Origin of the sequence: Streptomyces sp. NPDC001536 (assembly GCF_042894505.1) — a bacterium.
Taxonomy (GTDB): domain Bacteria; phylum Actinomycetota; class Actinomycetes; order Streptomycetales; family Streptomycetaceae; genus Streptomyces.
Map to the genome: position 1 here is coordinate 50,203 of NZ_JBIAVQ010000021.1, position 15,001 is coordinate 65,203.

General features: G+C 67.9%; 18 protein-coding genes. 1 reads left to right on the forward strand and 17 read right to left on the reverse strand.

All coding sequences use genetic code 11. The annotated features are described in order from the left end of the window. Nucleotides 1-110 precede the first annotated feature (110 nt). The 14 genes from ACFY0U_RS40330 to ACFY0U_RS40395 all read right to left on the reverse strand — a co-directional run bounded on the left by ACFY0U_RS40330 (nt 111) and on the right by ACFY0U_RS40395 (nt 11,685). Nucleotides 111-557: an NUDIX domain-containing protein gene (locus ACFY0U_RS40330; RefSeq protein WP_388644772.1), complete on the reverse strand. Its 447-nt coding sequence runs from the start codon at nt 555-557 to the stop codon at nt 111-113. After that, the gene (gene tmk, locus ACFY0U_RS40335; RefSeq protein ID WP_388644775.1) at nt 554-1,210 is read right to left on the reverse strand and encodes a dTMP kinase; all 657 of its coding nucleotides are present in this window, start codon (nt 1,208-1,210) and stop codon (nt 554-556) included. The genes ACFY0U_RS40330 and tmk overlap by 4 nt, the downstream gene beginning before the upstream one ends. After that, entirely contained in the window at nt 1,207-2,733 is a 1,527-nt protein-coding gene (locus tag ACFY0U_RS40340) for a B12-binding domain-containing radical SAM protein (protein ID WP_388644777.1), read from the reverse strand. Before ACFY0U_RS40340 ends, tmk begins: the two co-directional genes overlap by 4 nt. Before the next feature lie 12 nt (nt 2,734-2,745). Next, nucleotides 2,746-3,549, reverse strand: coding sequence for a hypothetical protein (locus ACFY0U_RS40345; RefSeq protein WP_388644779.1), 804 nt, complete (start codon nt 3,547-3,549; stop codon nt 2,746-2,748). 92 nt (nt 3,550-3,641) lie between these two features. Next, entirely contained in the window at nt 3,642-4,304 is a 663-nt protein-coding gene (locus ACFY0U_RS40350) for a hypothetical protein (RefSeq protein WP_388644782.1), read from the reverse strand. After that, nucleotides 4,301-4,879, reverse strand: a complete 579-nt coding sequence (locus tag ACFY0U_RS40355) for a hypothetical protein (protein ID WP_388644784.1) — start codon at nt 4,877-4,879, stop codon at nt 4,301-4,303. Before ACFY0U_RS40355 ends, ACFY0U_RS40350 begins: the two co-directional genes overlap by 4 nt. Nucleotides 4,880-5,086: 207 nt before the next feature. Continuing rightward, nucleotides 5,087-6,034, reverse strand: coding sequence for an endonuclease/exonuclease/phosphatase family protein (locus ACFY0U_RS40360; protein WP_388644787.1), 948 nt, complete (start codon nt 6,032-6,034; stop codon nt 5,087-5,089). Nucleotides 6,035-6,166: 132 nt separating this feature from the next. Then, entirely contained in the window at nt 6,167-7,435 is a 1,269-nt protein-coding gene (locus ACFY0U_RS40365; protein WP_388644788.1) for an acyl-CoA dehydrogenase family protein, read from the reverse strand. An 81-nt stretch (nt 7,436-7,516) separates the two neighbouring features. Continuing rightward, entirely contained in the window at nt 7,517-8,104 is a 588-nt protein-coding gene (locus ACFY0U_RS40370; RefSeq protein ID WP_388644791.1) for a GAF domain-containing protein, read from the reverse strand. Then, a complete protein-coding gene (locus tag ACFY0U_RS40375) occupies nt 8,104-8,700 on the reverse strand; it encodes an ATP/GTP-binding protein (protein WP_388644793.1) in 597 nt (198 codons plus the stop codon). The genes ACFY0U_RS40370 and ACFY0U_RS40375 overlap by 1 nt, the downstream gene beginning before the upstream one ends. A gap of 7 nt (nt 8,701-8,707) precedes the next feature. Further along, nucleotides 8,708-9,103, reverse strand: coding sequence for a DUF742 domain-containing protein (locus tag ACFY0U_RS40380; protein WP_388644795.1), 396 nt, complete (start codon nt 9,101-9,103; stop codon nt 8,708-8,710). Continuing rightward, complete coding sequence (locus ACFY0U_RS40385) at nt 9,100-9,582, reverse strand: roadblock/LC7 domain-containing protein (protein WP_388644797.1); 483 nt, start codon at nt 9,580-9,582, stop codon at nt 9,100-9,102. The genes ACFY0U_RS40380 and ACFY0U_RS40385 overlap by 4 nt, the downstream gene beginning before the upstream one ends. Before the next feature lie 27 nt (nt 9,583-9,609). Then, a complete protein-coding gene (locus ACFY0U_RS40390; protein WP_388644800.1) occupies nt 9,610-11,079 on the reverse strand; it encodes an ATP-binding protein in 1,470 nt (489 codons plus the stop codon). Between the two features lie 54 nt (nt 11,080-11,133). Continuing rightward, the gene (locus ACFY0U_RS40395) at nt 11,134-11,685 is read right to left on the reverse strand and encodes a hypothetical protein (RefSeq protein WP_388644803.1); all 552 of its coding nucleotides are present in this window, start codon (nt 11,683-11,685) and stop codon (nt 11,134-11,136) included. 266 nt (nt 11,686-11,951) lie between these two features. Between ACFY0U_RS40395 and ACFY0U_RS40400 the strand changes: the two genes are divergently transcribed. Further along, a complete protein-coding gene (locus ACFY0U_RS40400; protein ID WP_388644805.1) occupies nt 11,952-13,277 on the forward strand; it encodes a DNA-binding protein in 1,326 nt (441 codons plus the stop codon). On the opposite strand, the gene ACFY0U_RS40405 is transcribed toward ACFY0U_RS40400, so the two are convergent. Genes ACFY0U_RS40405 through ACFY0U_RS40415 form a run of 3 tightly spaced genes read right to left on the reverse strand, consistent with a single transcriptional unit; the run spans nt 13,278 to nt 14,969 of the window. Further along, nucleotides 13,278-14,291 carry an NAD-dependent epimerase/dehydratase family protein gene (locus ACFY0U_RS40405; protein WP_388644808.1) on the reverse strand — a complete coding sequence of 338 codons (1,014 nt, stop codon included), beginning with the start codon at nt 14,289-14,291 and terminating at the stop codon, nt 13,278-13,280. A 48-nt stretch (nt 14,292-14,339) separates the two neighbouring features. Next, nucleotides 14,340-14,726: a toxin Doc gene (locus ACFY0U_RS40410; protein ID WP_388644810.1), complete on the reverse strand. Its 387-nt coding sequence runs from the start codon at nt 14,724-14,726 to the stop codon at nt 14,340-14,342. Between the two features lie 3 nt (nt 14,727-14,729). Then, the gene (locus tag ACFY0U_RS40415) at nt 14,730-14,969 is read right to left on the reverse strand and encodes an antitoxin MazE7 (protein WP_388644813.1); all 240 of its coding nucleotides are present in this window, start codon (nt 14,967-14,969) and stop codon (nt 14,730-14,732) included. Between the last annotated feature and the right edge of the window lie 32 nt (nt 14,970-15,001).

Consider the following 15,001-nt stretch of genomic DNA (forward strand, 5'->3'; position numbering starts at 1 on the left):
CCCAAGAGGATTCCGGGCCCGCTCCAAGGGCCGTGGTCACTTTGGGAGACGCGGCAGTGGATGATTCCGTTACGTCAACTGCCGCGCCGTTTCCCGGGGCGTGCGGGTGCTTACTGCTGCCAGCCGTGCTCAGTGAGGGGGCTGGCACCTTTTAGGGCGCCGAGGAGGCCCGCCTTGGGGTACTCGATGACGTCGGGCAGATCGTGAATGCTGAACCATTCGAGGGCGAGGCACTTTTCCTCTCCCTCTTTGTTCACCGGGTCGCCCTCCCAGTCGGTGGCCTCGAAGAAGAAGCCGAGGCGGTCGGTGGTCGGGTCTTGATTGTGGTGCACGACGTGGACCAGGCGGAGGTGGGTGGGATCTACGGTGATGCCCGTCTCCTCGTACAACTCCCTGGCGGCGCCGACGCTCAAGGGCTCCTCTGTGTCGAGCTTGCCCGAGGGCATGTGCCAACGGTTGTGGCCGTAGGCGCCGCCGCGCTGTGACAAGAGGATCTTGTCACCGTCGCGGAGGATGACGTGGGTGTCGATGACGGGTTCAGCTGGCGTTCCGCTCATGGTCCTTGGGGGGTTGAAGAGGTGGTGGAGGGGATCGAGGCTATCGGGAGGGCCGGTATCGCGTCGGCGATTCGCCGGGCTACGTCCGATGGGGTGTAGGCGCCGTTGTCGAGAAGCAGCACTTCGACACCGCGGCTCATCAGGTAGGCCGCAGCTTCCCCGTACAGGTCGACTTCCCGGCTAGGGCCGGTGGGGTCGAGGTGCCAACGGTGCGTAATGCCGCGCTCGGCGATGCGCGCGGCGATCAGGCCCGGCTCGGCGGTGAGGATCACGGCCAAGTCCGGCATGGGGGCGTGCTGGTTGACGTCGATCAGGAACTCCACAGGGACGCCGTCGAGTTGCTGGAGGACCAGCGTGGATGGAAGGTAGCGGTCGCTGATGATGAGTTCTCCGGCCGTCAGCGCCGGGTCGATCACCGTCTCGATGTGCTCGTATCGGGTGGCGGCCACGAGACAAGCCAGCGCCAGGCCGTGAATCGTGTTCGCGTTCGAGCGGGTGAACTTTCCCAGTGCGGTGTCGGTCGGCTCGACGGTGCGACGGGCAGGGCGGCCTTGCTCGGTGAGCAGGTCGTGCAATGCCTGCACGGTGGTGGACTTGCCCACACCGCTCGGCCCGTCGACGCTGACGAACCAGCCTCCCCTTCCGCCGTTCACGCGGCAGCCTCCGGGATCTTGTGGTTGCGTTCGTGCTGTTCGCGGGTGAGCTGGGCGAGCGTCGCGCGGATACGTTTCAGCGGCACGCTTCCGAACTGGATGCCGACGGAGAAGTTGAACTCGTCGCGCTGGCGCATCGACTCGTGTGCTCCGTCGCCGGTCAGGTCGACGTCGCCGTACGCGAGGAGGGCGTCGGCGCTGTGGCCGGCGTCGATCAGGGTCTGCCACACGGGGGTGCCCGGGTAGGGCCTGAACTCGAAGACGCTGGCGCGGACGTCGCCGGCGTGCCGGTCAGAGATGTCCCAGAGGTTGTGTATGTGCCGGACGGTGGCGTCGAGGTCCTCTTCGGTCTCGCCGGGGAAGCCGAGGATGAAGTAGCCCTTGACGCCGATGCCGTGGGCGACCAGGCGACGGGCGACGCGTTCGGTCATCTCGGCGTCGATCCGCTTGTCCATCGCGGCCAGGATGCGGTCGCTGCCGGACTCGATGCCGAGGGCCACCTCGCGCAGCCCGTTGGAGACCAGGCGCTCCAGGTCGGAGTCGGACAGCCGGTTGAGGACGTTGATGCGGCCGGTGGCGTCCCAGACGTACCGGTCACCGATCCGCTCGCGGGTGAAGGCGGCCATCTGCTCGTCGATGACGCGGCCGACACCGAGGAAGAGGTCGTCGACGAAGCGGAACGCGGTCACCCCGTACTCGTCGTGCAATTGGTCGAGCTCGCCGATGATGTTCTCGGGGGAGCGCACGCGGATGGCGACGTCCGGGTTGGCGGTGACCGCGGCGCCGCAGAAGGTGCAGTTGTACGGGCAGCCGCGGCTGCCCACGATGTTGGCCTCCCAATGGCCCCGGGAACTGATCCAGGGCCGCTCGGCGGCCAAGCGAAGGTCTGCGGCCGTGGCGGGGGCCTGGTAGGGGTCCTGGGGCAGGAACGCCCGGTTGACGTACGGCAGGGCGTTGATGTCGGGGCCGAGCATTGCGGCGCTGGTCTTGGGGTCGGCGACGCCGACGGCCCGGGTGCCGAGCAGGCGATCGCGCCATAGGACGCCCGGCAGGGTGCGGCGGTTGTGGACGTCCTCCAGGAGGGCGGCGACGCGCAGTTCACCCTCCCCCAGGACGAGGGCGCACAGGTGTTTCATGCGGGGGTCGTTGAGGATGCGGTCAGGCATGGCCTTGGCGTGGTGTCCACCGACCATCAGCGCAATGCCCGGGTCGAGCCGGGCGGCGATCCGCGCGGACATCTCGTACGTGGGCGCCAGGAGGTTCATGGCGGCCCATCGGGGCGCGGCCTCGTTGACGAGCTGGGCGGCCTCTTCGACACCCAGCCCGTGGGCTTCGGCGTCGAGGACGCCGACGTTGAATCCCTGCTTCTGGGCGTAGGTGGCGATGTACGCCATGCCGAGCACGGGGAGGGTGTAGTCGTTGGTGCGGGGCCGCAGGGTGTAGTCACGCAGCGGTGCGTTGATGAACAGGGCGTCGAGCGTGCGAGTGGTGTCGGCGCCTGCGATCAGCGATAACTGCCGCATGGTTCCTCCATGTCATCGTGCGTGCGCCCCCCAGGTGAGGGTGGCGAGGGTGAGGGTGTGCAGGGCGGTGCGGTCTTCACCGGCCCAGCCGGTCCACAGCGGACCGAAGGCCTTGTTCTTCTTGTCGGGCCAGGAGTAGGCGGGCGCGATCTGCGCGGCCCAGGTCCGCACAGCGAGGTCGTCGTGCGGGTAGATGCTGAAATCCCCGGTGAAGTCGGCGGCGGCCGCGCGGGCGGTCCACGGCCCGATCCGGGGGATCGTGGTCAGTACGTCGGCCAGAGCGGCGGCGTCCAGGTGCTGCCACGTCTCGTGATGCTTGTCGTACTGCTCGGCCGCGGCCTGCAGCGCGGTGCGGTGGAACTTCGCGCCGACAGCGGCGAAGCTGCTCTCAGCGAGCTTGAGCACCTTCGTGTGCGTGGGGGCCACGGCCAGGCGCCCGAAGGGGCCGCCGACGTCTGTGCCGTACGTGCTGCACCAGGTGCGATAAACCTTGCGGGCCTGGTCCGCGCGGACGACCTGCCGCAGGATGGCGGTGGTGATCGCATCCCACAACCAGGGGTTGGCCAGCCTCTGGGAGACGCCGAGCTCGACCAGCCCGTCCCGCAGAGTTGCGGGCGCGGCCGCGGGCAGGTCCGCGGGGTCGGTGACGCAGAACGACGGCTTGATGTCCTCGCTGCCGTCCACGCAGTCGATGCGCAGGCCCTGGCTGTCGTGGGACATGACCCACAGCCCGGAGCCGGCCCGTACGGCGCGGGCGCGGGCACCGTTGTCGTAGCGGTGCCAGGCGGGGTGATCGGTCGTCAGTACGCCGGCCATCGGAAACTCCTCGTGTCGTTCGGGGGTGTTCGCCGTAGCCTCTCGCGTCACAGGCGGGCGGCACGCCGTAGGGGCTGCGGAATACCGCGGGGTCAGTTGACGATTCGGCGGTCTCGCAGGTAGCGGCGCATCATCACGTACTCGTCGACGGTGGCGGAGCGCGACTGTTCGGGCTGGCTGCCGGGCGCGACCGCCTCGGGCCAGGACTGCGCGGGGGGCATGAGCTCTTCGGCGGCGTGGGAGGACGCCTTTCGGCGGGGACCGCGGATGAAGAGGGTGACGGTGTCGGGCGCCATCACGGCCTGGTGCACCATCGAGTGGTCGAGCGCGTACGCACTGCCGGGGCGTTCGACCGTCACGATGGCCGGCTGGAGGTCGGCGCCGGTGAAAGGTCCCTCCCAGCCGTTGGTGCGGCGCCGGACGACGTGGACGTAGCCGCCGGTCAGGATGTGTGTGGCGAACGCGTAGCAGTGGTCGTGCGGTACGAGTTGGTTCTCGGGCCGTGGGTTCATGTTGAGGCGGATCTCGAAGCTGTGGTCGGGGGCCTCCCACAGCGACAGCCGGTTCAGCAGGAGCGTGACGCGGCTCGCTGCCAGACGGGTGGGGTGGTTCGCGACCTCGTCGACGAGTGTGGTGAGCAGGGTTCGATCTGTGGCCAGCCGATCGAGAATGCTGCGCATGACGTGCTGCACGTAGTCCAGATCGGACATATCAAGGCACAGGGTCTGTGTCAGCCAGGAGTCTGCGGTCGTCACGGACGCCTCCCTGCCGTACCGGCCAGTGAGACGCCTTCGAGGACCTCGCGTGCCCGGTACGCGGCGCGGGAGTATTCGTCGGGGGTGAGTGGCGACCCGCCAGGCTTCGCAGGTGGCGCGATGGCCAGCAGGTGCAGGGCGTCGGCGCTGCTTCGGGTGGCGCAGAGCGTTTCCGCGTGCACGGCGAACGCCGCTTCTGGTCCGAAGACGCGTGCGTAGCGCGGCCATTGGGCGAGGGAGTCGTCCAACTCCTGGTACATCTCCAGCTCCAGTGAGCCGGAGAGCGTCAGGACCACGGAGGTTGCGAGTACCGGCCAGGGCGCCAGGCCGGATTGTGTCGTCACCCGAAGGTAGGTCAAGGGGCCGTCCGGCAGCTCAACGGGCAGATGCGCGTAGCCGTGGGCGAGGAACGAGCCATCTGCCCGGTAGGTGCCTGTGTCAAGCACGCTGAGGATCCTCGACGTGAGCATGCTGAGCCAGCCTTCAGCGTGCGAAGGGTCGATCTGAGGGATCTCCGCGGGGTCTTTGCTCTGGTTGAGTAACTGCTGGACGAAGGCGGGCAGGACGGCGGTCACGAGGCATTCCCTGTGCGGTCGGCGGGATGGTGGTGGCGCCCGGCGCGGGGGCGGAGTCGGCGTCTTCATAGGGGAGGGGAAGCCGCACCGTCTTCCCCGCGCCGGGCTGGTGTCTCGCGCTCGGCCACGGGGGGAGCCGAACGTGAGACGTGGGGACCCGCGCACGGTCCTGCGGATACACGGGGGTGACCGTGCGCGGGAGCTGAGTCAGGCCACGGCCCGGTCCAGTGGGACGGGCGGGTGTATGCGGCGCAGCGCATCGGCCAGACCACGGCGGGACAGCACGACTTCAACGCCGTGGTGGTCACTGATGCCGGTGGTGTCCAGGACGTTGACGGCCAGCACAGCGCGCGCGATCCGACTGTCCGTGTAGACCATGTCGATCCGGCGCGATCCGCCTTGATTGGGCTTGGCGTGGCCTGCTGTCGGACCGATGGCGTCGGGCTGTCCAAGGGTGTGGGCGGCGTAGCGCGCCGCATCCTGCAGGCCGCTCGTCAGCAGGGCCCTGTGCAGGTAGGTACAGCTGACGCGCGACCCGTCCGGGGTGAGGTTGGTCCGGTGATGAATGTGCGCCCGGTCGGTGACGGTCGACCAGTCGATGGGCGGGATGCTCTCGCCGTCCTGGACCGGATACTCGTTGCAGTCGCCCCCGCCTATGAAGCCTCCGAGCCGCTCCATCCGATCGACCCAGGCCGAGATCTCGTCGGCCTCGCGCTCGCGGCCTCGGGGACTGTTGAACGCGGCGTGCCACGACATCAACAGCAACTCGGCCTCGGGAACGTCGGCGAAGCGGGCCGACACGATGGTCGGCGGAGTCCGCCAGAACATCGCGTTGTACGTCACGCGCTCGAAGACCGGGAAGGTCTCCGGCCGGATGAACAGGGCGGTCGGGTTGCGGCCGGCACCGTTGCCCGACAGGAAGCCCTTCATCCCCAGTAGTTCCCCGGCGGCCTTGAGGCGCCGGTCGTCGTCCAGGTGGCTGTAGGTGGCCTCCTGCCGCAGGATGACGTCGGCTTCCAGAGGCTTCAGGATCTGGTGATGGGCGTCCAACCAGGGCTGCGGAAACCCTCCGTCGGGGTTGTCCGGGCCTCCGTCCTTCTCCAGGTTCAGGGACGCGATCGTTACGACGGGCTCACCGTAGGTTGAGATCCGCACTGATCTTCTCCTTCAGGTTCTGTCGGGCTGGACCTGGCACCCGCCGCCGAGGACGACCGCCCACGTGCTCGGCGGCGGGCTGGTCCCGCGCACGGCAATGCGGATGGAAAGGGGTGCCGTGCGCGGGAGTTCCTAGACGCCGACCGGCTGGTCGACGATGGGGGGCTGGAAGCGGCTGGCATGCAACACGGACCACGGGGTGCGCGCACTGGCCTCCTCCTCCTGCTGCTGGAGAAGGTTCTCTGCGAGACGCCGGCGCTGGACCTCGCCGGTCCCGGCGGGTGCGTAGGTGGTCTGCATGTCCCGCCAGACGCGCTGGATGTCGAAGTCCACGTCCAAGCCGTTGGCGGCATGCAACCGCATGGCGTCGTCGCCTGTCTCGAAGGCAAGATCGTGGCCAAAGGCCTTGGCCGCAAGGAGTTCGTCATCACATGGCAGACCACGATCAAGCATGTCGACCGCGTGATACGCCAGGACCCTGGCCGTGAGCAGCCGGGCGGACATCCCACCGAGCCGATCCTGTACGACGCTGAGGTCGGCGAGCTTGCCCTTGTAGCGGGGGCGCTGGCTGACGTACTGGGCAGTCAGGGAGACGGCCGTCTCGTGCAGCCCCAGGGAGACCGCGGTCAGGTTGGGCCGGCCATACAGGATGCTGCTGGACTGGGCGACTTCGAAGCCTTGGCCGACATCCCCCAGTACGTCATGCGGGGAGATACGCACGCGGTCGAAGGTGATCTGGCCGTAGCTGAAGCCGTGCAGTCCTAGCTTGCCGTTGTGCTGCAAACGGTTCACACCAGGCTGGTCGTCCTGGACGAGGAACGCCGTCAAGGCGCGCGAGGTGCGGGTGCCGGTGGGGGCTGTGCGGGCGACGACAACGTGGCGATCCGCGATGTGGCTGTTGCCGACGTGGGCCTTGACCCCGGTGAGCACCCAGGCCTTCCCGTCCCACTCGGCTGCGGTCGTCATGCCGCCGATGTGGCCGCCCTGGTCCGGCTCGGTCACAGCGATCGACATCAACACACTGCCGTCGGCCACGCCGGGCAGCAGCGCGGCGTGCTGCTCGTCGGTGCCGTAGTACAGCAGAGCGGCAACGGGGATCAGGCTGGCTTGGAGGATCGCTGCTGTTGCGCCGGAGACGCGGGCCAGGCGGTGGATCAAGATCGTCTTGGCGACGTGCCCGGCCTCCATGCCGCCGAAGGCCTCGGGGACGGTGACGCCGAACCAGCGGCGGCCGGCCATCAGCCGGGCGATCTTCCGGTCCACGCGGTGCGGGGCACCTTCCATGCGCTCCACCCGGGGCTGGATCTCGTGGGTGGCGAAGTCGTCGACGGCTTCCCAGAGTGCCCTGTGGGCAGGCGCGAGGAACCTGTCGAGGCTGTGGGGTGCGGTGGGCTTGGGCATGGACGGTCCCTCTCCCTGAAGGGGCTCACATGACGGCGGCGGCCGGAACCGCGTGTGGGGGGTTCCTGCGCGGGGCGTACGTCAGGAGGCTGGCAGCATGGGGATCTTGAGGATGCTGGCGGCGTCGCGGGTGGTGTTCCGGACGATGGTCTGCACCCGGGCCGCGTCGGCGAGGGTCCGCGGTTCCGGGTCGATGATGCAGACGGTGAGCAGGGCGAGGCCGGTCGCTTCGTCGATGAGGGGCTCGCCGAAGTAGGACTGGATGCCGATGGCGTCGACGACGTGGTTGCTTTGGAACCGGGGGGAGGCGGCCACGTTCGGCAGCGGCAGACCAAGCCCGCGCTGGATGACTTCGGGGCACCAGCCGTGATTGCGGCTCATGGTGCGGCCGACGATGGGATACCCGGCGTCTCTCGGGGGGTTGTGCAAGCCCAGGAACGTCTGCTCCTCAGCGAAGGCGTTCACCATGGCGTAGAGGAAGCCGCTCTTGGCGGCCATGTCGGTGGCAAGGTCGTCGAGCACCTCCTGCCCCTCCATCGGGATGCCCAGCTCCCTGAAGCGGGTGAGGCGCGTGGCCATCTCCGCAAACTCGGTGGCCGGGTCGTCCGTGAATGCCTGGACCTGGAGTTGCGAGGGGCTCGACGTGCCCAGGGCGTAGGGAAGAGTCATCAGGCGTCCAAGAGGGAGTAGTTGGAGGAACGGGTCTGAGCGACGTGCTGGATCAGGGTGAGGAGGACCGAGGCCACCGAGTCGGGGTTGCGCGCGTCGCAGAACATCAGCGGCACGTCGCGGCCGACGTCGAAGGCCTCACGGACTTCCAGGAGCGTGCGCGGGGCGGTGTCGGGGAAACGGTTGATCGCGATGATGAAGGGCAAGCCGAGCTGTTCGAAGAAGTCGGCTGCGTGGAAGCTGGATTCGATCCTGCGGGTGTCGGCCAGGACAACCGCGCCGATAGCGCCTTCGGACAGGTCGTACCAGAAGTCCCAGAAGCGAGGCTGTCCCGGCGTGCCGAACAGATACAGCTCGATGGGGTCGGGATCGTCCCAGCCGACCCGGCCGAAGTCGAAGGCGACCGTGGTGTGCGTCTTCCGCTCGACCCCGTGAAGGCTGTCCGTTGCCGCGCTCTGCTCGGTGAGAACCTCCTCGGTCCGCAGCGGCTCGATGTCGCTGATGGAGCCGATCGCGGTGGTCTTGCCCACCCCGAACCCCCCGGCGATGACCACCTTGACGATCACGCGCTCGGCCGAATGCGATGGCTGCGTCATGTCGCCGTCACCCGGCTTTCGCCTTTGCCCGCGGCCACTGGCGCCTGAGTGCGGCGCTCAGCGCGAGCAGCTGCTGCCTGTCGCGAGCCTTGCCGGGCGTCTCCGGGATAGGCAGGCTCAAGGCGCCAGCGTCGATCAGATCGGAGACCAGGACCGACACCGCAGCGACGTGCAGGCCGAGCATGCCCGCCAACTCGACGAGCGGGCGCGAGCGTTGCCGACACAACTCGATGATCTGCACGCTCTCTTCGGGCACGCCCTGCGGTGAGCGAGGACCAGCCCCGAGGACGGTGTGCATGCTGAGGGTGTGACGGGGCCGCGTACGCCCGTCGGTCAACGCGTACAGCCGCGCGATGCTGTCCGTGTCGTCCGCGGGGACGTCCGGACCGGGGCGGGAGGTCATTCGACACCGGCGTCCTGACCATCACGCACGCGAACAGGGGTGGTCATGAAGGGGGCGAACCGCTGCACCAGGCGGCCGGCCTCCCATCCAACGGTTCCGATGTTCGCGTCCGTCCGGGTGAGCACGACCAAGATGGTGGCGACGGTCTTGCCGTCGGAGTGGAAGGCGCTTCCCTCACCGGCCTCGGTGGCCAAGAAGAGCGTGTCATCCCGCTCGATGAGCACCTGGCCCGCCGGCATCTTCTTGCTCGTCGGCCCGGTGACTCCCCTGGCCAGACTCACCACCCCGGAGAAGGCCGCGGCCACATCGTCCGCCCAGTCTTCGTCCATATGCGAGACGATCGCCTGTTTGAGGCCGTCCCGGGCGACCAGCAACGCGTGGGTGACACCGGTGGTGTCCTTGACGAATTCGTCCAGCAGTCGTGTCATCTGCTCCTGGACCTCCCTGGGGGAGATCTCGGGGGGCACGTCGTGGGTCATGACGGAAAACTCCATGGGGGATCAGGGCTACTGGGTGGGGGGTTGCTCGCCTTGCAGTCCGGCCCGTAGGCCGGAGCGCCAGTCGGCGCCCGCTTGGGGGTTCGCGGCCGGGGGCGGTACGGAAGGCCCCGCGTCGGGCCTTGGGACCTGCTCTCGCTTCCGCCGCGGCAGCCGGTCCACGCCGTTGGTGTCAGGCTGCGGTGAGGGGACGGCGGCGCCGGGGCTGGGGGGTGGTGGTTGTCCGGGGGCACCCGCGTGTGCCAACTCGCGGACGGGTGGCGGCGGTTCGGTCGACACCGAGATCGTTCCGATGACCGGGGTGATCGGGACGAGGAGGTGGTTGGGGACGACAACGTTGGCCGTGGTGCCCCCGGTCGGGTTCATCGTCAGCCAGACCTTGAGATCGTACTTCTCGGCGATCTTGCCGGCGGTGATGAGACCGAGGCTGCCGTGGCGGACCTGATCTGCGATGACGGCGTGGCTCGGGGCGAGCAACAGCTCGTTGAGCTTGTCTCGCTTGGCAGGGTCCATGAGGAGTAGCGCTCGGTCTTCAACCTCGAAGACCAAACCGTGGGCCACCTTCTGGACCCGAACGGTGACCTTGGATTCCGGATCCGAGTTGTCCAGGCCGTTGTCGATGAGCTCGGCCAGCAGGTGCGTGACGTCGGGATGTACGTGGGCGGGCAGTGCGAAAGTGGCGCCGACGTCGCCGCCTGCGGTCTGGACACGGGGATACTTCACGGTTTCCGACTTCGCGCCGCGCAGGACAGTGGAGACCGGGACGGGAGCCCGGGTCTCACGCAGGGACTTGCCACCCAGGACGACGGAGACACTCTCGACCATGCGGCGCAGCCGCGTCGCGAGATGGTCGATCTTGAAGCTTCGGTCGAGCAGTACTGCGTCGTCCGTCGCCTTTTGCAACAGCGTCAGGTGCTCCAGCATCTCCCCGATCAGAGCGTGCTGACGCCGTGTCAGCGTTTGGTGCATCGTCACCAGCACGGCCGCCTGCGATTCGTCGTGCACCCGCAGGAGAGAGGCGGCCCCCTGCACTTGCAGGTTGCTGACCAGCTCCAGGACTCTGGTGAGCGGCGCGCTGCCTTCCCAGTGAGACTCTTTAGGGAGTAGAGGACGCTTTCCTCGGCACAGCTCTTCGGCCGTCCAGATGACGCTCTTCTCCGCGGCCGCTACGGCTTCCGAGATGAGCTCGAAGTCGGCGTCGCGATTGGCCTGCAGAGACGCTGCTACGGCGTGCACGCGGGCGCCGCCCACGATCACCGTCACGATCACGCTGCCCGCGAGGCCAATGGAGATCTGCACAAGGGCGAAGTTGAATGCCCAGGCGGTAAGGATGGTGACGCTCGTCAGGACGATGACGCAAGCCAGAGGGGCGTACAGAGCGCCGGCGACCTCGTCGAGGAAGTAGCGGTCTATCCGGGAGCGGCGGCCTCGTCTGCGGCGGTGGTTGGCCGGGCGAGCGGCTGGTTGGGGGGAAGGCATGGGGTCCTCGAAATCGGGTTCCAGCAGGGGGATGTGCGAGGCGACCGGTGCGGATCAGGTGACGGGGAGGATGGCCTGTACGGTCTTGCCCACGACCGTGCCGTCGACGTCGCGTTTCACGTCCCAGGACATGCGTCCTCGGTAGTGAGCCACCCACCACAGCCCGGTCGGCCTGCCGTTGGGCTCCCCGGACTGGTTGGCCACCTTCTCGAAGTCCGGGAACTCGGGGTTCGCGTCGTCCACCTCGACGAGGAGCTCGCGGGTGTCCTCAGACACGATCAGGTGCAGCGAAACGCAGCCGTCGGTGAAGGGCCCTCCGTGCCGTACGGCGTTGTCCACCAGCATGTCGGCGACGCGGGTCGCAATGTCCGCATTGCCGCGCCAGTGGCCCGTCCTGAGCCAGGGTCGAGCCCGAAGACGCGCGTTCGGGCCCGCCCCTCCGTTCGCCAACAGCGCCGTACTCCACTCGAAGGCCGGCTTCTCCTCTTGTCGCGGGGGAAACAGGGTGACGGTCGCCGTCCGCGGATCCTCGCTGACCGACGTGTCGGTCAGGGGCACCACTGCGGCGCTGGTCGAGGTGTCGGACTGCTGGATCGGCGGCTTCACGGGACGCTCCCAAGTTCACATTGTGCTCGGTCATGCACGCTCAGCGAGGGTTGGTGATCTAGCGTTCACCCTGATCACGTGGCCTTGCCATGGCCTGGCACATGGCCTCTCCAGCACTTCCGGGTGGCGGACGTGGCCCCGGGGTAGCTTTGAAGTGGCTTCTGTTCGGGACGTGTTGCCGCGAACCGGGTAAGCGGGATCCCCTTCGAAGGAAGGGATCGATCCGTAAGCCGCCCCGACGCGGCGCCGCAAAAGTTGGGGGCGGGATGAGAATCGAACCGAGGACACTGCTCGCGAAGCTGTGCGATCGGGACAACCTCACCTACCGGCGGTTCGACGAGAGGTTCAACCAGACCGCCGTCCGCCTCTTCGGGCACAGCCCCAACAACCCGACATGCGGGGAGACGCAGTTCCGGCGCTGGACCGGCGGCAAGCTCGTCGGGTTACCCGGACCGGAGACCTGCCAAATCCTTGAGGCGATGTGGCCGGGCTACATGGCAGAGCAACTGTTCGGCCCTCCGCCTTTGGACGATCCCCAGGCACCCGCGTTTGACCTTGAAGAGCGAGTTCAGATGACCGCACGTGAAGCCCACGACGGCGCCGATGCGACCGCCGCGGCGTCCATCTCCGACAACACCATCGACGAACTGCGTGACCAAGTGGTGAGCCTCGCCCGGAGCTACCACAACATGCCAGCGGCGAAGGCGTACGAGACGGCCGACGGCCTCCGGCGCGAGGTCGAGCGGCAACGTGACCGGACGCAGATCCCGGTCCAGCAGCAGACCCTGATGATCCTCAACGGCCAGACGGCCGCTCTCCTCGCGGTTGCGGCGTTCGACCTGGGGTACTTCCCCAGCGCTCGAACGCTGGCTCGAACCGCTGCCGTGTACGGCGAGAGCACACGGTTCGCGCCCTTGCAGGCCTACGCCGACGGCACTCTGGCGTACATCGCCTACCACTCCGGCGAACCGAACGAGGCCCTGGCGAAGGCCCAACGGGCACTCTCCTACGCCGGTCTAGGCGACATCGCTCAGCGCCGACTTCACGCCATCGCAGCTCGTGCATACGCCCATCTCGGCGATGTCGCTTCGGCGGAGCGTGCCATCCAGCTTTCCCTGGATGGCGGCCGGGACGTTCGCGACGACCTGCACGACGCCGTGGGTGGTGAATTCGGGTTCCCCGAGGATCGACTGGCCATGTCCAACAGCACGACCGCACTGCTCATGGGCGATGCGGAGCAGGCCGAAACGGAGGCCGGCCGCGCCCTCGCTCTCCTCGGGGAAAGGCCGCAGAGCGAACAGTCCACCCACGTTCGTGCAGGTGCAGCCGCCGACCTCGCCTACGCCCGGCTCCTGTCCGACAACGTGGAGGGTGCGGCCGCCGCTCTGGCGCCGATCTGGGAAGTGCTGCCCGAACAGCGCAACACTGGGATCGTCGTGAGGACGGCCCGTATCGGAAGGCACCTTGCCGGGCCGCGCTATCACGGCGCGCAACTCCCCACGGAACTGCGCGAACAGATCGAGGAGTACACCCGGGTCTCCCCGCCGTACCGCCTCGGCCCGACCGTGCCCCTCCTGGCTATCGGTCCCTGATCACAGGGAGGCGAGGATCTGCGCCTCCTTCTCTGCAGCGATCCCGTGTTCCGCCCATCGCGGGTGGTCCACGGGACGCCCATCCGCCGCCCACCACTGCCACGTGTCCCGAACGGTGTCAGCAAGGGGACGACAGCGAAGACCCGCATCAACCGCACGCTGGGAGTCCACCGCCCACACTCCGGCGTAGGTCCGCCACAACGGCAGTTCGGTCCACTGCTTCACCCCATGACTCGCCAGCACGGTCGGGTCCACCCAGAGCGGTGTACCGTCGCCCTCGGTGGCCCGCAGACACGCGTCGAGAAAGCCGCTGAACGAGATCCCTTCGGGATGCGTCACGTTGAAGCCGCCGCTGCTTGACGAGGCCGCCTGTTGTAGGGCGAAGGCAGCCACATCGCGGACGTCTACCGGCTGAATACGCTGCTCGGGTGGAGCAGGAGCAACGATGCGTCCGCCGCGCTTCGCCCTCTCCAACCACCACGGAAGTCGGCCGACGTACTCACCGGGTCCGAGGATCACACCCGGCCGCAGGAACACCGCTCCGTCGCCGAAAGTCTCCGTGACAGCGCGCTCACCGCCAGCCTTCTGGAAGCCGTACTTCGTTGGGCTGCCGTCCTCGCCTGTGTACCCAAACGACTCGTCAGCGTCGGCGGGGCACTCCAACAGCGGAGAATCCTCTGTCAGCGGCTCATGCGGCCACCCCTGGTATACGGACACGGTGGAGATGTGGATCCAGCGCTGTGCACACGCCTGCAGCATGGTGGTGGCCAAGCGGACGTCACGGGGAGCGAGCTCCGAGCTGGACGTGTCGATGATCGCGTCCCACGGGCCACGTTGTGAGAGCTTCAGCAGGTCTTCCTGGACCGTCCGGTCTCCATGTACGGGCTCAACTCCAGGTACATCGGGTCCGGATCGGCCACGGTTGAAGGTGGTGACATCCCACCCTCGTGATAGCGCGCTCTCTGCTATGGCCTTGCCCAGGAACCAAGTTCCGCCGATGACGAGAATCCTCATGCGCCGATCCTGCCCTGTTCGGTCGGAGGGCGACAGGGCGGCCACCGGTCAGGTGGACGGCAGGCGCAGCGACCGAAGCCGCTCAGCGATGCCGTACGAGTCCAGCCGCAGGGCACGGATGTCGGCGATCAGCTCACGCCACACCTCGAACTTCGTGCTCATCTGCTCCCCGTGCATCCCCAGGTACGCGAGGGCCAAGCCGTAGCCGTACAGCTCGTTGCGGGCTGGGAGCGGGCGCAGCACCACGCACTCCTCCAGGATCACCGCGGCCCGCCAGAAGGCGTCTGGATGGTGCTGGTCGTGACGGGGAGGGTCGACCTTGTGGCGGGCCGCCAGGCCGACGAACACGGAGTAGTCGTTGACTGCTAGATCGTCGAGCAGTTCCGCCTGGCGCTCGAGGAACCACCGGTAGTCGACGTAGTACTCACCAGGCACAGGTCAGGCCGCCCGCGGGGCGCGGTCGACCTGCGCGGGGCCGCCGAACTCGGCGTCGAAGGACGCCACCGTCGCGGGGTCACCGGTCACCCGGCGGAAGATGGCGGCGCCCTCGGCCAGCACGTTCTCCTGGTGCTTCTCCTCGGCCACCTTCGCTAGATAGTCGGCTAGGGGCAGCCCCTCGGCCTCGGCCAGGGCCTCCAGCGTGTCCCGGGTGACACGGTCGATCTCGATGTCCGCCATGGGTCGAGTATGACGTGTGGAACCCGGCTCAC